The sequence below is a fragment of the Citromicrobium sp. JLT1363 genome (assembly GCF_000186705.1).
Lineage (GTDB): Bacteria > Pseudomonadota > Alphaproteobacteria > Sphingomonadales > Sphingomonadaceae > Alteriqipengyuania.
Genome location: NZ_AEUE01000002.1, coordinates 183,209 through 196,532 on the forward strand (window position 1 = coordinate 183,209; position 13,324 = coordinate 196,532).

21 protein-coding genes are annotated in these 13,324 nt (G+C 66.4%); 8 read left to right on the top strand and 13 right to left on the bottom strand.

Translation table 11 applies throughout. The features are described 5' to 3' along the window. Positions 1 to 50 precede the first annotated feature (50 nt). A complete protein-coding gene (locus ADAD_RS0103340; protein WP_029139875.1) occupies positions 51 to 440 on the bottom strand; it encodes an HK97 family phage prohead protease in 390 nt (129 codons plus the stop codon). A gap of 107 nt (positions 441 to 547) precedes the next feature. After that, positions 548 to 856, bottom strand: coding sequence for a DUF6127 family protein (locus ADAD_RS0103345; RefSeq protein ID WP_010409669.1), 309 nt, complete (start codon positions 854 to 856; stop codon positions 548 to 550). A gap of 55 nt (positions 857 to 911) precedes the next feature. Between ADAD_RS0103345 and ADAD_RS0103350 the strand changes: the two genes are divergently transcribed. Then, on the top strand, positions 912 to 1,112 hold the full coding sequence (locus ADAD_RS0103350) for a hypothetical protein (RefSeq protein ID WP_139020323.1): 201 nt from the start codon (positions 912 to 914) through the stop codon (positions 1,110 to 1,112). On the opposite strand, the gene ADAD_RS0103355 is transcribed toward ADAD_RS0103350, so the two are convergent. Beyond that, entirely contained in the window at positions 1,098 to 2,246 is a 1,149-nt protein-coding gene (locus tag ADAD_RS0103355) for a phage portal protein (protein WP_029139876.1), read from the bottom strand. The two genes, ADAD_RS0103350 and ADAD_RS0103355, sit on opposite strands and share 15 nt — an antisense overlap. A 105-nt stretch (positions 2,247 to 2,351) precedes the next feature. Between ADAD_RS0103355 and ADAD_RS0103360 the strand changes: the two genes are divergently transcribed. Both ADAD_RS0103360 and ADAD_RS0103365 read left to right on the top strand, forming a co-directional pair. After that, positions 2,352 to 2,780 carry a hypothetical protein gene (locus ADAD_RS0103360; RefSeq protein WP_010409677.1) on the top strand — a complete coding sequence of 143 codons (429 nt, stop codon included), beginning with the start codon at positions 2,352 to 2,354 and terminating at the stop codon, positions 2,778 to 2,780. After that, the gene (locus tag ADAD_RS0103365) at positions 2,777 to 3,142 is read left to right on the top strand and encodes a hypothetical protein (protein WP_010409680.1); all 366 of its coding nucleotides are present in this window, start codon (positions 2,777 to 2,779) and stop codon (positions 3,140 to 3,142) included. Before ADAD_RS0103360 ends, ADAD_RS0103365 begins: the two co-directional genes overlap by 4 nt. Here the strand turns inward: ADAD_RS0103365 and ADAD_RS0103370 are convergent. Together ADAD_RS0103370 and ADAD_RS0103375 are read right to left on the bottom strand one after the other, a co-directional pair. Further along, entirely contained in the window at positions 3,137 to 4,486 is a 1,350-nt protein-coding gene (locus ADAD_RS0103370) for a DNA-packaging protein (RefSeq protein ID WP_010409684.1), read from the bottom strand. The two genes, ADAD_RS0103365 and ADAD_RS0103370, sit on opposite strands and share 6 nt — an antisense overlap. Next, positions 4,483 to 4,998 carry a hypothetical protein gene (locus ADAD_RS0103375; RefSeq protein WP_010409686.1) on the bottom strand — a complete coding sequence of 172 codons (516 nt, stop codon included), beginning with the start codon at positions 4,996 to 4,998 and terminating at the stop codon, positions 4,483 to 4,485. The genes ADAD_RS0103370 and ADAD_RS0103375 overlap by 4 nt, the downstream gene beginning before the upstream one ends. Before the next feature lie 241 nt (positions 4,999 to 5,239). Here ADAD_RS0103375 and ADAD_RS0103380 point away from each other — a divergent pair, with 241 nt between their 5' ends. After that, positions 5,240 to 5,881: a YqaA family protein gene (locus ADAD_RS0103380; protein ID WP_029139877.1), complete on the top strand. Its 642-nt coding sequence runs from the start codon at positions 5,240 to 5,242 to the stop codon at positions 5,879 to 5,881. 21 nt (positions 5,882 to 5,902) lie between these two features. On the opposite strand, the gene ADAD_RS0103385 is transcribed toward ADAD_RS0103380, so the two are convergent. The 4 genes from ADAD_RS0103385 to ADAD_RS0103400 all read right to left on the bottom strand — a co-directional run bounded on the left by ADAD_RS0103385 (position 5,903) and on the right by ADAD_RS0103400 (position 8,084). Continuing rightward, the gene (locus ADAD_RS0103385) at positions 5,903 to 6,334 is read right to left on the bottom strand and encodes an OsmC family protein (protein WP_010409692.1); all 432 of its coding nucleotides are present in this window, start codon (positions 6,332 to 6,334) and stop codon (positions 5,903 to 5,905) included. Between the two features lie 74 nt (positions 6,335 to 6,408). Continuing rightward, positions 6,409 to 7,203 (bottom strand): sulfite exporter TauE/SafE family protein, encoded by a 795-nt coding sequence (locus ADAD_RS0103390; RefSeq protein WP_010409697.1) that lies wholly within the window; start codon positions 7,201 to 7,203, stop codon positions 6,409 to 6,411. Positions 7,204 to 7,221: 18 nt separating this feature from the next. Continuing rightward, positions 7,222 to 7,752 carry a rhodanese family protein gene (locus tag ADAD_RS0103395; protein WP_010409700.1) on the bottom strand — a complete coding sequence of 177 codons (531 nt, stop codon included), beginning with the start codon at positions 7,750 to 7,752 and terminating at the stop codon, positions 7,222 to 7,224. A 5-nt stretch (positions 7,753 to 7,757) separates the two neighbouring features. Beyond that, entirely contained in the window at positions 7,758 to 8,084 is a 327-nt protein-coding gene (locus ADAD_RS0103400) for an ArsR/SmtB family transcription factor (protein WP_010409701.1), read from the bottom strand. A 69-nt stretch (positions 8,085 to 8,153) separates the two neighbouring features. Between ADAD_RS0103400 and ADAD_RS0103405 the strand changes: the two genes are divergently transcribed. After that, on the top strand, positions 8,154 to 9,038 hold the full coding sequence (locus tag ADAD_RS0103405) for an MBL fold metallo-hydrolase (RefSeq protein ID WP_010409703.1): 885 nt from the start codon (positions 8,154 to 8,156) through the stop codon (positions 9,036 to 9,038). Here the strand turns inward: ADAD_RS0103405 and ADAD_RS0103410 are convergent. The 4 genes from ADAD_RS0103410 to ADAD_RS0103425 form a co-directional block, all read right to left on the bottom strand. Continuing rightward, entirely contained in the window at positions 9,035 to 9,856 is an 822-nt protein-coding gene (locus tag ADAD_RS0103410) for a S1 family peptidase (protein ID WP_010409706.1), read from the bottom strand. The two genes, ADAD_RS0103405 and ADAD_RS0103410, sit on opposite strands and share 4 nt — an antisense overlap. Then, on the bottom strand, positions 9,856 to 11,109 hold the full coding sequence (gene spt, locus ADAD_RS0103415; protein ID WP_010409709.1) for a serine palmitoyltransferase: 1,254 nt from the start codon (positions 11,107 to 11,109) through the stop codon (positions 9,856 to 9,858). The genes ADAD_RS0103410 and spt overlap by 1 nt, the downstream gene beginning before the upstream one ends. Beyond that, positions 11,106 to 11,351, bottom strand: coding sequence for an acyl carrier protein (locus ADAD_RS0103420; protein WP_010409712.1), 246 nt, complete (start codon positions 11,349 to 11,351; stop codon positions 11,106 to 11,108). The genes spt and ADAD_RS0103420 overlap by 4 nt, the downstream gene beginning before the upstream one ends. A 90-nt stretch (positions 11,352 to 11,441) precedes the next feature. Next, positions 11,442 to 11,810: a response regulator gene (locus ADAD_RS0103425; RefSeq protein ID WP_010409716.1), complete on the bottom strand. Its 369-nt coding sequence runs from the start codon at positions 11,808 to 11,810 to the stop codon at positions 11,442 to 11,444. A gap of 50 nt (positions 11,811 to 11,860) precedes the next feature. On the opposite strand from ADAD_RS0103425, the gene ADAD_RS0103430 reads away from it, so the two are divergent. From ADAD_RS0103430 to ADAD_RS0103440, 3 genes are read left to right on the top strand one after another with little or no spacing between them, the layout of a single operon-like run. Then, on the top strand, positions 11,861 to 12,157 hold the full coding sequence (locus ADAD_RS0103430) for a DUF3572 domain-containing protein (RefSeq protein WP_010409721.1): 297 nt from the start codon (positions 11,861 to 11,863) through the stop codon (positions 12,155 to 12,157). Beyond that, positions 12,154 to 12,810, top strand: coding sequence for a hypothetical protein (locus tag ADAD_RS0103435; protein WP_010409724.1), 657 nt, complete (start codon positions 12,154 to 12,156; stop codon positions 12,808 to 12,810). The genes ADAD_RS0103430 and ADAD_RS0103435 overlap by 4 nt, the downstream gene beginning before the upstream one ends. After that, on the top strand, positions 12,807 to 13,265 hold the full coding sequence (locus ADAD_RS0103440; protein ID WP_010409727.1) for a RidA family protein: 459 nt from the start codon (positions 12,807 to 12,809) through the stop codon (positions 13,263 to 13,265). The genes ADAD_RS0103435 and ADAD_RS0103440 overlap by 4 nt, the downstream gene beginning before the upstream one ends. Positions 13,266 to 13,324 lie beyond the last annotated feature (59 nt).

Genomic DNA, 13,324 nt, shown 5'->3' on the forward strand with positions numbered 1-13,324 from the left:
TGAAGGCGAGGGGGTTGGGGGAGGGGCGGAGAGCGAAGCGGTCGGTCGGTTCAGGCGACCAGATGCACCCGGGCGCCGTGTTGCAGCGGGTGGGTGACGAGGCTGATTTCGATGAGGTCGACGGCAAGCAGCTCGCGGCCCTGTTGCCCATGGTGCGCTAGCCTTGCGCGGTAGCCGAAGCTGAGCCCGGTGACGGAGCGCGCGGCCAGCATCGCGGCTGCGCGGCTGGCGGGCCGGTCGATCCAGGCCACGACTCTCAGCCCGCGCGCATCCTCGCCAATCCGTTCGACCGTCCCGATCCGGTGGCGCGGGTCGTGCTGCCAGTAGAGGGGCAGTGGCTCGCTGTTTCGGGCGAGCGTGGCGGTGAAGGCACCGGGCCGGATCGTGTCGCGCGCCGCATCGGCAACATCGAACAGCGCCGCGTATCCGGCGATCCTCAGCACTGGCTGATCCGTTCGTCCTGAGCTTGTCGATGGGCGAACCCAGCGCCCCGTTCGCGGTTCGACAGGCTCACCACGAACGGGTCCGGGAAGGTTGGCCACGGACCTCACTTGAGCAGCCCCGGCACACCGAGCCGCACTGCGATGCCGAGCAGCAGCAGCGCACACATGCCGCGAACCAGCCACTCGATCGCGGCCTTCCACGCGCTCGCCTTGGCATCGCGCCAGGCCTGCAACAGCTCGCGCAGCTCGTCGATATCGCCCGAGGCCGCTTCGTCCGACAGGCCGATCCGCACCAGCGCACGGTTGGCACCCAGTTCGCCTGCTTCCTCCGCAATGGCGCGCAGGGTGACGAGTTCGGCGCCTTCGGTCCGCGCCTGCGCCAGAAGCGCGGCGAGCATGTCTTCGTTGGTCATGGGTTCACTAGCCTCTTCGGATGGGGCAGGATCGGTGCACAAAAGGGGGGTGAGAATGCTGAAATCGCGCCGAATGGTGATCTTCGCGGCAGCCTTGGCCGCGCCGGTGATCGCGTATCTCGGCTATCTGAATGCGATTGATTTCTGGGCGGCGGACGCCTGCCTGGATCGCGGAGGAAGCTATCATTACGACCTCGGCGAGTGCAGCTTCACCGAGAATTATCGGGGCGACGTGCCATCACTATGGCCGCTCTAGCCCCAGCATCGCGCGGCGTTCCTCGTCGGTCAGGAAGTCTGCTTCGCTGACCTGCTTCCACAGCCGTTCGCGATCCTCGGAAAGCGCGGGCACCCGGTCGAGATCGACTGCGATGTTCGCTCCGTCGAACCAGGGTGCCATCCCGGCGGCGAGCCCGCCGAAGATCTTGTCCGCCAGCGGCAGCAGCGTGAGCCGCCACAGTGCGCGGTTGGCCTCGCGGTAATTCGAATAGGTGTTGTCGCCCGGCAGGCCGAGCAGCATCGGCGGCACCCCGAAGGCAAGCGCAATGTCGCGGGCCGCCGCCGCTTTGAGCGTTGCGAAATCCATGTCGGCGGGGCTCAGGGCCATGCTCTGCCAGCTAAGCCCCCCTTCGAGCAGCATCGGCCGTCCCGCATTGCCATTGCCCTGGAAGGCGCTGGCGAGTTCGGCCTTGAGCCGTTCGAACTGGTCGGCGCTTAGCCCCTGTCCGTCGCCCGGCGCATAGACCAGTGCGCCCGAGGGCCGTGCCGCGTTTTCAAGCAACGCATGGTTCCAGCGGCTCGCCGCGTTGTGAATCGCGATGGCCTGAGCGGCGGCGCTGAGCGCGCCTGCGCCATAGTGATCGTCACCGGGGTTGAGGCATTTGAGATGGATCAGCTCGGGCCAGCCGTCCTCGTCCTCCAGCGGGATCACATGCGTCTGCGCGCCGAGGTGGTAGGCGAAGCTTTCCGGCCAGCCATCGGCGCGCTGGCGGATCGTCACCCGCTCGGGCCGCAGCGCGAACAGCTCGACCGGCCTGCCGCTGGCGTCCTTAAGGATCTGGATGAAGGCATTGCCGTGCAGCAGCAGGTGCGCGGCGATGGTCTCGACCAGCGACTGGCCCGCGCTGGGCGCAGTGACCAGCGTCAGCAGCTCGTCCGCATCGGTGGAGACGGGCGCGGCCCCCACCCCCTCGGCCACGATCCGCACCGCCCTCTGCGCGACCGGGTTGGAGGCATATCCGGCATGCAGGCTGGTCGCATAATCGAACGGCGGAGCGGACGCCCCGTGCATCTCGAACGCACTCGCCCAGGGCGAGGCGAAGCCGCGCGCGATAGGCACGCGGGCGCTGCCCCCGCCCTTGAAGGCGGAGATCAGGTCGGTAAACATGGACACAAGGCGTCTCCCGGGATCAGGAACTTCCCCCGGGCAAACGCGCCCGAGGGGGAAGTGATGAAGTTTCGTCTATCTGTTTGTTGGGCAGCGTTCGCTGCGGTGGCCATGGCTCAGCCTGCATTCGCGCAGGGGCCCGAGCATGTGGTCGAGGCATCGGACGAAGGATGCCGCATCGAAGTGCGCGGCGCGGACAGGGCGTTGCTCATGCGCGCCGATGCCGACGGCAATGCCCAGATCGGCCTCATGTTCAGGGACGCCGCCGCTACCCCGGGGCAGACCCGCGACGGCTATATCTACCTGGGCTTCAATACCTCGACGAGCGGTCCGGTGACCTACCGCGACGGCTACGAGGGCGATTTTTCGAGCGGCTATATCGCCGACATGGGCACCGCTGACCTGTTGTGGCTGGTCGATCCGGTCCACGGCCGCTTCTCGCTTTCGGTCGACAGAAATACCGGCTTCGAGGCGCAGACGGGCGAAAGCGTGGCCGAGTTCGAGGCGTTCAGGGACTGCCTGGCGGATATGCAGGAGTGATCCGCCTGCTGACAGGCGGCCTGTTCGCCCTGAGCGGTCTTGCCTCGTGCGATTCGATCGGCGAACCCGTCGGCACTGCGCCCCTTGTCTATCGGGAAACATCTCGCCTGAGCTCGAGTAACATCATGCGTTGCTTCGAGCGGATCGGTGTCGAAACCTATTTCCCCGGTGTCGAGTCTTTCGCGATCGCCGCGGGCCGGGTCGGCGCTCCAGGATCGGGTGGCTATCGCGCTGAAGATGGAACGAGCATCTCCGTTGTTCACGAATATCCGAACCCGACGATTGTCTCGATCCGCGCCCATGCGCCATTGAATGAACTTCAAAAAGGCATGGTCTCAAAGTGTACCCAGCAGCATTTATAGGGCTTTGATGCCGGGCCTTCCGGTCCGTCCCAGCATCAGCTCGGTCAGCGCCCAGACCAGCGCGTCGGCGCGGTCGGGCGATCTTCCCGGGCCCTCATAGCCTCCGCCAATGGTAAGCCCGCACATCTGATCCTCCAGCTTCGCAAACAGTCCGGCGTGGCGCACGCGGCCTGCTTCGTAGAGCGCGGCGACCGGTTCGGCGCGGGCGGTCTTGCCGCGGCTGGCGTGGACCAGCTTGACCGGCAGACCAACATCCGCTGCGCGCAGCACGCTTTCGACCATCGCGCCGCCCTGGTTGGCTTCGGCGATTACGCGGTCGGCGTCCCATTTCGCGGCGGCTCTTGCCACCGCTCGCGCCCATTTCTCGGGCGAGGCGCGCGCCACGGTTTCGTCGGCGAGCACGGTTGCAACGCCTTCTTCGTCCACGCCGCATGCCACGATCCCGCAGGCATCGCCTTGCGCGCTGGCGGGAGGATCTACGCCGATCACGATGCGGGCGAAGTTCAAGGCCCCACCCCCCGACCCCCTCCCCTGAAGGAGAGGGGGAGTCTGGCGGCACGTCTCCAGCAGCGCGCGGCTCCACAGTGCGCCTTCGATATCTCTCAGCAGTTCTCCGTCCAGCTCCTGCCGCCCCAGCGTGGTGCGGCCGAACTGGCGGCGCATCCGGTTGAGGAAGCGGGTGGGGAGATTTCGCTCGTTGTCCCACGTGGTGCCGCGCGTCACCACGACGTCATCCTCGCCAAGCAGGCGCTGGACCAGCGGTACGGCGCGCGGCGTGGTGGTGGCGGCGACGCGGGGGGTCTCGCCCAGCCGCAGGCCCATCAGAAGGTTGTCCCATGCGGCAACCGCTCGCTCTCCCGAATTATCCCATTTGGCGATTTCGTCACACCAGGCGAACCCGTGCTGCGGCCCGCGCAGGCTCTCGGGCTCGGCGGCGGAGTAGCAGATGGCTTGCGCTCCGTTTGCCCAGGTCAGGCGGCGAAGGCTCGGCTCCCAAGCAGGCGCCGTCCCGGGGGGCGACACTGCCAGGATGCCACTTTCGCCCTCGATCATCACGCTGCGCACTTCGGCCAGTGACGCGCCGACCAGTGCGATCCGCGCCTCCGGCTCGCTGCGCGCGGTCAGCCGCACCCATTCCGCGCCGGCCCGGGTCTTGCCGAAGCCCCGCCCGGCGCAGACCAGCCATGTGTGCCAGTCGCCCGCGGGTGGCAGCTGTTCGGGCCGCGCCCACAGCGGCCAGTAGAAGGCGATGGCCCGCGCCTCCTCGTGCGTCAGCGATGCATACCAGTCGAACCGCGCTGCGGGTGCCAGGGAGAGGAGGGCGCCCAGCGTATCGGCCGTCATCGGTGGCTCCCGGCGCCGTCCTTGTCGCCCTGCGCTGGCGCCTCGGTCCCGGTCAGGCGCGTGCGGATCGTTGCGAGCTTGCGCTCCAGAGCCGCAAAAACGGCGGCTTCGTCCTGCCCCTGGCGCTTCGCGCGTTCGGCGGCGATGGTCTCGCGATGGGCGGCCAGCAGACGGATGGCATTGGCCACATCCAGCTTGCGCTCCGGGTCCTGCCCGCGCAGGCAGGCGAGCACCTCCATCTCGAGATGCTCGTACCCCTCGTAAAGCGCGGCCCTCCACGCCGCCGCGAAATCCGCATGCTCGCGCCGGGCCTTGTAGGCGCGAGCGGAAGATACGCCGGCCTGCTTCGCCGACGCGGTGACGTTCGAGGTCGCGGCAAGCGCCTGAAGGAAGTATGTCCGCCAGTGCCTGTTGGCCGGGCCCTCACCCTCGGCGCTCTTCTGCGTATCGGTGACGCGCAGGTTCGTGCGTGCCCCCGCCTTTGCCGGGGAGGCGCGCCTGTTGCTGGTCATGAATGGGAAGCCCCGAGGTGGCAGTGGCTGTGAGGGCGCGAGAGGCTGTGCCCGTTCGAGGCGTCCGCACCATCGCGATGTTCTTGTTGCCTAACCGAAGAGCGTTGCGATGTCAATCACAAAATAACCAGATAGGTAAACTAAGCGACCGCCGTTTCGCTTGCACGGCCCCCTGGGGTCGCCTAAGCGGCGGTAAAGCGGGGACTGGCCACGATATCGGGCCGAGGGACAGGAAGTGGCCATGCTGCGCGGACTATACGAATGGACGATGGAGAAGGCGGCGCATCCGCATGCGCAGGGCTGGCTCGCGCTGTTCGCCTTCGTCGAATCGAGCTTCTTCCCGATCCCGCCGCATCCGCTGCTTGGCCTGATGTGCCTCGCCGAACCGAAGAAGGCGATCCGCTATGCCCTGATCTGCACCGTCGCTTCGGTGATTGGCGGCCTGTTCGGATACGCGATCGGTGCGCTGCTTTATGAAAGCATCGGTCTGTGGCTGCTGGGCGTGCTGGGATATACGGAGGCGTTCCCGTGGGCCGCCTGCACGGTGAATGCGAACGGGGGCTGGGCGGTTTTTGCCACCGCCAGCACGCCCATTCCCTACAAGCTGATGACGATCACCGCGGGCTTCGTCAGCATGAACCTCGCCACCTTCATCATCGCCAGCATCGCCGGGCGCGGGCTGATCTTCCTGACGGTGGGCGTGCTGTTCCGCCTGTTCGGGGCGCCGATCAAGAAGTTCATCGACAAGTATCTGGTGCCGCTGACCACGCTGTTCGTGGTGCTGGTGGTGGGTGGCTTCCTCGTCATCACGCAGCTGGGGCACGACGATGACGCAGAGACCGCGAATGATCCCTGCGCCAGTGCCACGCTGGAAGACTTCTAGGCGGAAAGCCGCCACACGCCGTTAGCCGGTAAATTCGGTCTCCAGCGTGATCTGGGTATCGAGCAGCTTGGAGAGCGGGCAGTTGTCCTTGGCGGTCTTCGCGCATTCCTCGAACGTCGCCTTGTCCAGCCCGTCGCCGCCGCCCTTCACGGAAAGGGCGGACTTGCTGACCCTGAATCCGTCGCCGTCCTTTTCCAGCGTAACCTTGCAGGTCGTCTCGATCGTGCCGTCCGAATGCCCCTTGTCCGCGAGCTGAAAGGCGAGCGCCATGGTGAAGCAGCTGGCATGTGCTGCGGCGATAAGCTCTTCCGGGTTGGTGCCCGGCGCATCCTCGAAACGGGTGTTGAAGCCATAGGGCTGGTTGTCGAGCGCGCCGGACTCGGTCGAGACATGGCCCTTGCCGTCCTTGCCGAAGCCTTCGTATTTCGCACTGCCGCCGCTGATATTTGCCATTTCGGTAATCTCCTTGTGTCTCTGACAGACGAGAGGAGCGGCAAGCGGTTCCGGCGGTTCTGTGACCGAAACGGTCAGACGCCCTGCCAGCCCAGCGATCCGGCAATCACCCACAGGCCCACACCTGCGACGAGGATCGCGAAGCCTACTTCCAGCACCCGCTTGTGCCCGGCGAGAAGGGTGCCTGCCGCGCGGCCCAGCACGCTGCCGGCGACGCCGCCTGCCACCAGCCAGCCGACCACAACCCAGTCGACGAGCCCGGACAGGGCATAGGATCCGGCGGTCGTCAGCCCGAAGGCGCTTACCGCGACGAGCGAACTGCCGATCGCCAGCGAAAGGGGCATGGCGGTTGCGAACACCAGGCCGGGCACGATCAGGAAGCCGCCGCCAATGCCGAAAAACCCGGCCAGCAGCCCGGTGCCGAGGCCCGTGGGCAGGATCCGGGCGAGCATCGGCCGCGCATTGTCGCGCGTCATCCGGACTGCGGGATTCTCGGCAGAACGCCGCTTCCTGAGCATCAGGAGAGCGACAACGACCATCAGCGCGCCGAACAGGCCGAGCAGCCGCTGACCGTCGAAAGCCTTGCCCGCTTCCGCACCCAGTGCCGCGCCTGCCGATCCGGCGAGCGCGAAGCTGAGCGCGCATTGCCAGCGGACATTGCCCGCGCGCGCATGGCCGACCAGGCCGACCAGCGCATTGAGGGCCACGGCCACCGCAGCGGTGCCGATCGCCATGTGGGGCGATTTCATCCCCACGGCATAGACCAGCAGCGGGACGGCCAGAATCGAGCCGCCGCCGCCGACCAGCCCCAGCACGAAGCCGATCACACCGCCGGAAAGCAGGGTGAGGATGATGGTGGCCATGTCCATTTCAAAAGTCGCCTCGCGTCAGGCGGCGCTCGCGCGCCGGTTCCACGGCATCACCGACAGCAGCCGGGCCATTCCGCACCAGCCGGTCGTGCCTGCGAAGACCAGCCCCGCGCCGACAAAGCCGGACAGCGCGAACCAGCCGGGGGCGAGCGCGAGACCCAGGATGACGCCGAGCAAAACCAGCGAACCCGCGGCGATCTGCACCTGCCGCATCAGTTCGAGCGGCTGGCTGCGATCTTCCTCCACCGGCAGGCCGGCCTTGCGCCATGCTTCCAGTCCGCCTTCGAGCAGGAAGGCCTCGCCCGGGTGGCAGCCCGCAAGCTGCCCCGCATTGCTGCCGGTGCGCATGCCGGATCGGCACATGAACACGATCGGGCCATCGCAATCGATCCGGTCGATCCGGTCGAGCGGGCGATTTTCCGCGTCCTTTGCGCGGGCGCGGGCAAACTCGTCCGGCCCGCGAATATCGACCAGACGCGCGCCCTCGTCGATCAGGCGGCGGGCTTCATCGGGGGAGATGGTTTTGGGGGTGTTGGGGGTAGCGGTCATGGGGGTCACTCCTGACAATAGAGATCGTGAAGGGTCGCCAGCAGGGTGCGGCAGCGCGGGTCGGCGATGCGGTACCAGGCGGTCTGCGCCTCGCGCCGGAAGTCGACCAGGCCTTCCGCCCGCATCTTCGCAAGGTGCTGCGAAAGCGCGGACTGCGACAGGCCGACCTCTTCGGCGAGCGCGTTCACCCGCAACTCGCCATGTTCGGCCAGCTTGCACATCACCATCAGGCGACGCGTGTTGCCGAGCGCCTTGAGCAGCTCGGCGACGGAAGATGCATTGGCCTCGAACGTGGCGAGGTCTGCGGGGGCGAGGAGAGTGTCGTTTTCCATTAGCACTTGCTAAATAAGCAATCGCTAATATATGTCAAGCGTCAACGACGAAAACGAAGGAGACGCATCATGACCAACCCCCGCATTCGTGCCTTTTTCGACGAGCCGACCAACACGGTCAGCTATCTGGTCTGGGACCCGGAGACCTCCCATGGGGCGGTGATCGACCCCGTGCTCGACTTCGATCTCGCCTCGGGCGAGGCGGATGTGCGCTCTGCCGAAGCGATTCTCGCTGCGGCCGAGGAGGAAGGTGTGACGGTCGAGCGCGTGCTCGAAACCCACGCCCACGCCGACCATCTGAGCGCAGCGCCCTTTATCAAGGCGATGACCGGCGCCAAGATCGGCATCGGCGCCCATATCCGCGACGTGCAGAAGATCTTCCGCCCGGTCTTCGGACTGGACGATCTGAAGACCGACGGGTCGGATTTCGATGACCTCTTCGAGGATGGAGAGACCTTCACGATCGGGTCTCTGAACGTGGAAGTGCTCCACGTGCCCGGCCACACCCCCGCGGACGTCGCCTACAAGATCGAGGACGCGGTGTTCGTGGGCGATACGCTGTTCATGCCCGATTTCGGCACCGCGCGGGCGGACTTCCCCGGCGGCGATGCGCACCAGCTCTACCGCTCGATCCGGCGCATCCTTGCGCTGCCCGAGGAAACGCGGCTGTTCATGTGCCACGACTACAAGGCGCCGGGCCGCGAGGATTATGCCTGGGAAACGACCGTGGGCGAACAGAAGCGCAGCAGCGTGCACGTGCACGACGGTGTGAGCGAAGACGAGTTCGTGGCCATGCGCGAGGAGCGCGACAGCGATCTTGCGGTACCGCGGCTGCTGCTCCCCTCCGTCCAGGTCAACATCCGTGCCGGGCGCTTTCCCGAAGCGCAGGACAATGGCGTTGCCTATCTGCGCATCCCGGTGAAGCCCGTGCGGCGAACGCCTGCAAACGCCTAGGAAGGCGCCGCGCCTGCACCCGTCGTCTCGGCAATCCAGTCACGGAAGGCGGAGACGCGGGTGTGGTAGGTCGTCAGGCCGTATGCCCCGGCCCGATAGTCTTCCGGCGCGCCGTCCCAGTAGGTCCATGAGGCGAGGGCGACCAGTTCCAGCCGGCCGTCCTTCACCATCATCAGCGGCCCGCCGCTGTCGCCGCGCCCGATCGAGCCCTCGTCGGGCAGCGCGGCGTCTCCGCGTTCGAAGGTGATCCCGATCCATTCGGGCAGGACCTGCGAAATCTCGTTGCGCGCGCGGCGCAGCGATCCGCGTTGCGGGTGGATTCCCAGTGCGCCGCTCAGCCCGGTTCCACCCTGGCCCTTACCGAACAGGGTCACCACATCGCCCGGCGCAACTCTGCCTTCGTGGAACGCGACCGGCGCGACATCGGTCAGCGGGTTGCGCAGGCGGACCAGCGCGATGTCACGCATCACGAAGCTTGCATCCATGATGGGCTTGATCGAACCGTCCGGACCCGGCCCCGTGGGTGGCGCATAGTCGGGGTGCAGGATCACCTCCGCCACCGCCCGGTCCCGCCCACCGATCGAAACGCTTTCAGGGCGATCGCCCGCCACGGTATGTGCGACGGTCAGCACCCAGCCGGGCGCGATCAGGACACCGTGCCCGCTGCCGGGCCAGTCGGCCAGCGCGGGAATCTCGCTCGCCTGCGCGCGATAGAGCGATGGCGGCGCGTCGTGCCGGACGACGATGCCTGAGGCGGGCCCGCAGGCAAGCGCGCTGGCGGCGAAGGCAGCAAGCGCGAGGCGCGCTTTCCGCCGCATCAGATGATCCCGACCGCCTTGCCCGCGCGTTCGAACATGCCAAGGATCGTCGAGACCTCTTCCTCGCTATGCTCGGCGCACAGCGAACAGCGCAGCAGCGTCATGTTGGCGGGCGTGGCGGGCGGGCGGGCGAGATTGACGTAGAGCCCTTCCTTCAGCAGCGCTTCCCACATCTGCGCGCCCCTGGTCAGGTCGGGCATGATCACCGCGACGATGGCGCTCTGCGGCTCGTCGGTGCCGAGCTGGAAGCCCAGATCCTTGAGGCCGGAGTGCAGCCGCTTGGAGTTCTCCCACAGGTGCGCGCGCTTGTTCGACCCGTGCATCAGCTTGCGGATCGAGGTCGCGGCGGTGGCGACCACGCTGGGCGGCAGGCTGGCGGTGAACACGTAGGGGCGGCAGACCAGCCGCATGATCTCGAAATCGGGGTGGTTGGAGACGCAGAAGCCGCCCACCGTGCCCACGCTCTTCGAGAAGGTGCCGATCACGAAATCGACATCGTCCAGCACGCCCTGATCCTCGGCCACGCCCCGGCCATGTTCGCCGATGAAGCCCATCGAATGCGCTTCGTCGACCAGCACCATCGCACCCGCTTCCTTGGAGATGCGGACCATTTCCTTCAGCGGAGCAACGTCGCCGAGCATCGAATAGACGCCTTCGAGGACGACCAGCTTGCCCGCATCGGCGGGAATGCGCTTGAGCCGCTTTTCCAGCGCCTCGATATCGTTGTGGCGGAAAGGCACGATCTCCGCCCGGCCCATCGAACAGCCGTCGTAGATCGATGCGTGGCTGTCGATATCCAGCACCACGTAATCGCCCTTGCCGGCGATGGTGGAGATGATGCCGAGGTTGGCCTGGTACCCGGTGGAAAAGACCATCGCGTGGTCCATTCCGTAGAATTCCTTGAGCGCGTCCTCGCACTCCTTGTGGCCCTGATACGTCCCGTTCAGCACGCGGCTGCCGGTGGTCCCGCTGCCGAATTCCTCCAGCGCCTGCTTGCCCGCCTCGATCACGTCCGGATCGAAGGTCATGCCCATGTAGTTGTAGGTGCCCAGCAGGATCGTCTCGCGCCCGTTGCAGATTGCGCGGGTGGGGGAGAGGACCTTTTCCATCACAAGATTGAACGGGTCTTCCACCCCGCTGGCCAGCAGACCCTCGCGCATCTGGATCAGCTCGTCGAACTTGGCGAACAGATCGCCCTTCGCGCGTGCTTCGCGCGTCACCGGCTGGTCCGGCTGGCTGATACCTTCGCTCATTCCGCGTCGACCAGCTTCTTCACCGCATCGACGAGCTGGCCGTAGGTCTCGATCTCGGCCTGCTGGTTCATGCTGATGATGATGTCGAATTCGTCCTCGATCGCGGCGACGAAATCCATCACGGTCAGGCTGTCGAACTCCAGGTCGCCCTGGAAGGTGGTGTCGTCGGTAATCGTGACGCCGTTCTTGTTGAACGGCTCGATCAGGGTGCGGATTCGCCGGTCGATTTCGGCACGGTCCATAGCGGGATTCCTTCGGTGTCCTCTTGGCGCCGGGCAAAGCTTGTTAGCCCGGCATTTGTCAAGCGTACCCGCAGGCCGGGTGCGCACGCGCTATTCCCCGATGAGCCCCACGACCTTCGCCGAAAAGGGCACGATGGAGACGGGCTTGGCGAGATAATCCTCCGCGCCTGCGGCCCGGATGCGCTCCTCGTCCCCCTTGCCGGCATAGGCCGTCACGGCGAGCACGGGCACGCCCGAGAGCTGCGCGTCGGCCTTCATCTGCGCGATCAGGTCGAGGCCGGAGACATGCGGCAGCTGAATGTCCATGATCGCCAGATCGGGCCGGAAACGGCGGGCCGCCTCGATCACCGTGTTGCCGTCGGAACAGCCGAGCACCTCGTACCCCTTGGCGCGCAGTACGTCGCAGAACAATTTGCGGTTGAGATCGTTGTCCTCGACAACGAGGATACGCTTTGCCACGTCTCGCCACCTCCCTAGCTTCCGCCACGAATAGGCCAGCCACCGACCGCATGACAATCACACCGCCCGATAATTCCGAGCATGGCGCATCCGGACACGACGGAGCGGAGACGCTGGCCCTGTCCGCACTCGGCTGGATCCTGACCGACGAGAAGCGGGCGGATCGCCTGCTCGCGCTGACCGGGCTGACGCCGGAAATCCTGCGCGATGGCCTGGGTGAACGCCGCGTGCAGGCCGCCGTGCTCGAATTCCTCGCCGGGCACGAACCCGATCTCGTACTGGCGGCCGACGCGCTGAACGTGGCGCCCGAAGATATCATTGCAGCCCACCGGAAACTCTCCGCATGAACGCCACTTCCACGCAAGCCGCTTCCACCCAGGCCCGCCCGCTGGTCATCACCGATTGCGACGAGGTGCTGCTGCGCATGGTCGCCCATTTCCGCGAATGGCTGGGCGAGGCCCACGACATAGACTTCGCCTTCCAGTCCGATTTCGCCCGCGCGCTGACCCGGCGCGAGGATGGCACGGTGGTGGAGCAAAAAGAGATCTGGCGCCTGCTCAACGCCTTCTTCGATAGCGAGATGGACCGGCAGGACCCGGTCGAGGGCGCTATCGAGGCTTACGGCCAGCTCGCCGAGAAAGCGGACGTGGTCGTGCTGACGAACCTGCTCGATCACCGGCAGGAAGACCGCGCGCGCCAGCTGGCCCGGCACGGGATCGATGCGAAGGTCTACACCAACCAGGGGCCGAAAGGCGGCGCGATCGCCCGCATCGTCGAGGAATACGGCCCCCGGCGCACGGTGTTCATCGACGACCTGTCGCAGCATCACAATTCCGCGCGCGAACTCGCCCCCGATACGCTGCGCCTGCACCTTTGCGGAGAGCCCGACCTCGCCCCGCATATTGCGTGCGGTGCGAAGGCGGGCGATGCGCACGCGCGGATCGACCGGTGGGACGAAGCCCTGCCATGGATACTGGAAAACCTGGAGAAACCCGCATGAGCATCCAAAGCCGTCTCGACAAGCTCGGCATCACCCTGCCCGAAGCGGCCGCCCCAGTGGCCAGCTACGTGCCCGTCGCCGTGAGCCGCAACGTCGCCTACATCTCGGGCCAGCTGCCCTTTATCGACGGAGAACTGGTGGTCGGGCGGCTGGGCGAAAACGTGAGCCTTTCGGAAGGGATAGACGCCGCACGCGCCTGCGGGCTGATGATCCTGGCCCAGTTGCAGAATGCGCGCGTTTCGCTCGACCGGGTGGAGCGGGTCGTGAAACTGGGCGCCTTCGTAAACTCCACGCCCGATTTCACCGACCAGCCCAAGGTCGCCAATGGCGCGTCCGAACTGATGTTCGACATTTTCGGCGAAGCGGGCCGCCACGCGCGCGCCGCCGTGGGCGTGCCGGCCCTGCCGCTGGGCGTCGCAGTGGAAATCGACGCGGTGATTGCGCTGACCGACTGATTGCGCCCGCAGGGGCGGGCCAAAGTCGCCCCTGCACGGCGGCCGGTCGCGGCCTATAT

Excerpts from the sequence above, each read along its gene's own strand:
- ADAD_RS0103390 (WP_010409697.1), bottom strand. The coding sequence starts at position 7,203 with ATGGACATGGCCACCATCATCCTCACCCTGCTTTCCGGCGGTGTGATC.
- ADAD_RS0103420 (WP_010409712.1), bottom strand. The coding sequence starts at position 11,351 with ATGGACCGTGCCGAAATCGACCGGCGAATCCGCACCCTGATCGAGCCG.
- spt (WP_010409709.1), bottom strand. The coding sequence starts at position 11,109 with ATGAGCGAAGGTATCAGCCAGCCGGACCAGCCGGTGACGCGCGAAGCA.
- ADAD_RS0103345 (WP_010409669.1), bottom strand. The coding sequence starts at position 856 with ATGACCAACGAAGACATGCTCGCCGCGCTTCTGGCGCAGGCGCGGACC.
- ADAD_RS0103385 (WP_010409692.1), bottom strand. The coding sequence starts at position 6,334 with ATGGCAAATATCAGCGGCGGCAGTGCGAAATACGAAGGCTTCGGCAAG.
- ADAD_RS0103350 (WP_139020323.1), top strand. The coding sequence starts at position 912 with ATGCTGAAATCGCGCCGAATGGTGATCTTCGCGGCAGCCTTGGCCGCG.
- ADAD_RS0103435 (WP_010409724.1), top strand. The coding sequence starts at position 12,154 with ATGAACGCCACTTCCACGCAAGCCGCTTCCACCCAGGCCCGCCCGCTG.
- ADAD_RS0103410 (WP_010409706.1), bottom strand. The coding sequence starts at position 9,856 with ATGCGGCGGAAAGCGCGCCTCGCGCTTGCTGCCTTCGCCGCCAGCGCG.
- ADAD_RS0103360 (WP_010409677.1), top strand. The coding sequence starts at position 2,352 with ATGGCTCAGCCTGCATTCGCGCAGGGGCCCGAGCATGTGGTCGAGGCA.
- ADAD_RS0103440 (WP_010409727.1), top strand. The coding sequence starts at position 12,807 with ATGAGCATCCAAAGCCGTCTCGACAAGCTCGGCATCACCCTGCCCGAA.
- ADAD_RS0103395 (WP_010409700.1), bottom strand. The coding sequence starts at position 7,752 with ATGACCGCTACCCCCAACACCCCCAAAACCATCTCCCCCGATGAAGCC.
- ADAD_RS0103430 (WP_010409721.1), top strand. The coding sequence starts at position 11,861 with ATGACAATCACACCGCCCGATAATTCCGAGCATGGCGCATCCGGACAC.
- ADAD_RS0103375 (WP_010409686.1), bottom strand. The coding sequence starts at position 4,998 with ATGACCAGCAACAGGCGCGCCTCCCCGGCAAAGGCGGGGGCACGCACG.
- ADAD_RS0103400 (WP_010409701.1), bottom strand. The coding sequence starts at position 8,084 with ATGGAAAACGACACTCTCCTCGCCCCCGCAGACCTCGCCACGTTCGAG.
- ADAD_RS0103380 (WP_029139877.1), top strand. The coding sequence starts at position 5,240 with ATGCTGCGCGGACTATACGAATGGACGATGGAGAAGGCGGCGCATCCG.
- ADAD_RS0103370 (WP_010409684.1), bottom strand. The coding sequence starts at position 4,486 with ATGACGGCCGATACGCTGGGCGCCCTCCTCTCCCTGGCACCCGCAGCG.
- ADAD_RS0103405 (WP_010409703.1), top strand. The coding sequence starts at position 8,154 with ATGACCAACCCCCGCATTCGTGCCTTTTTCGACGAGCCGACCAACACG.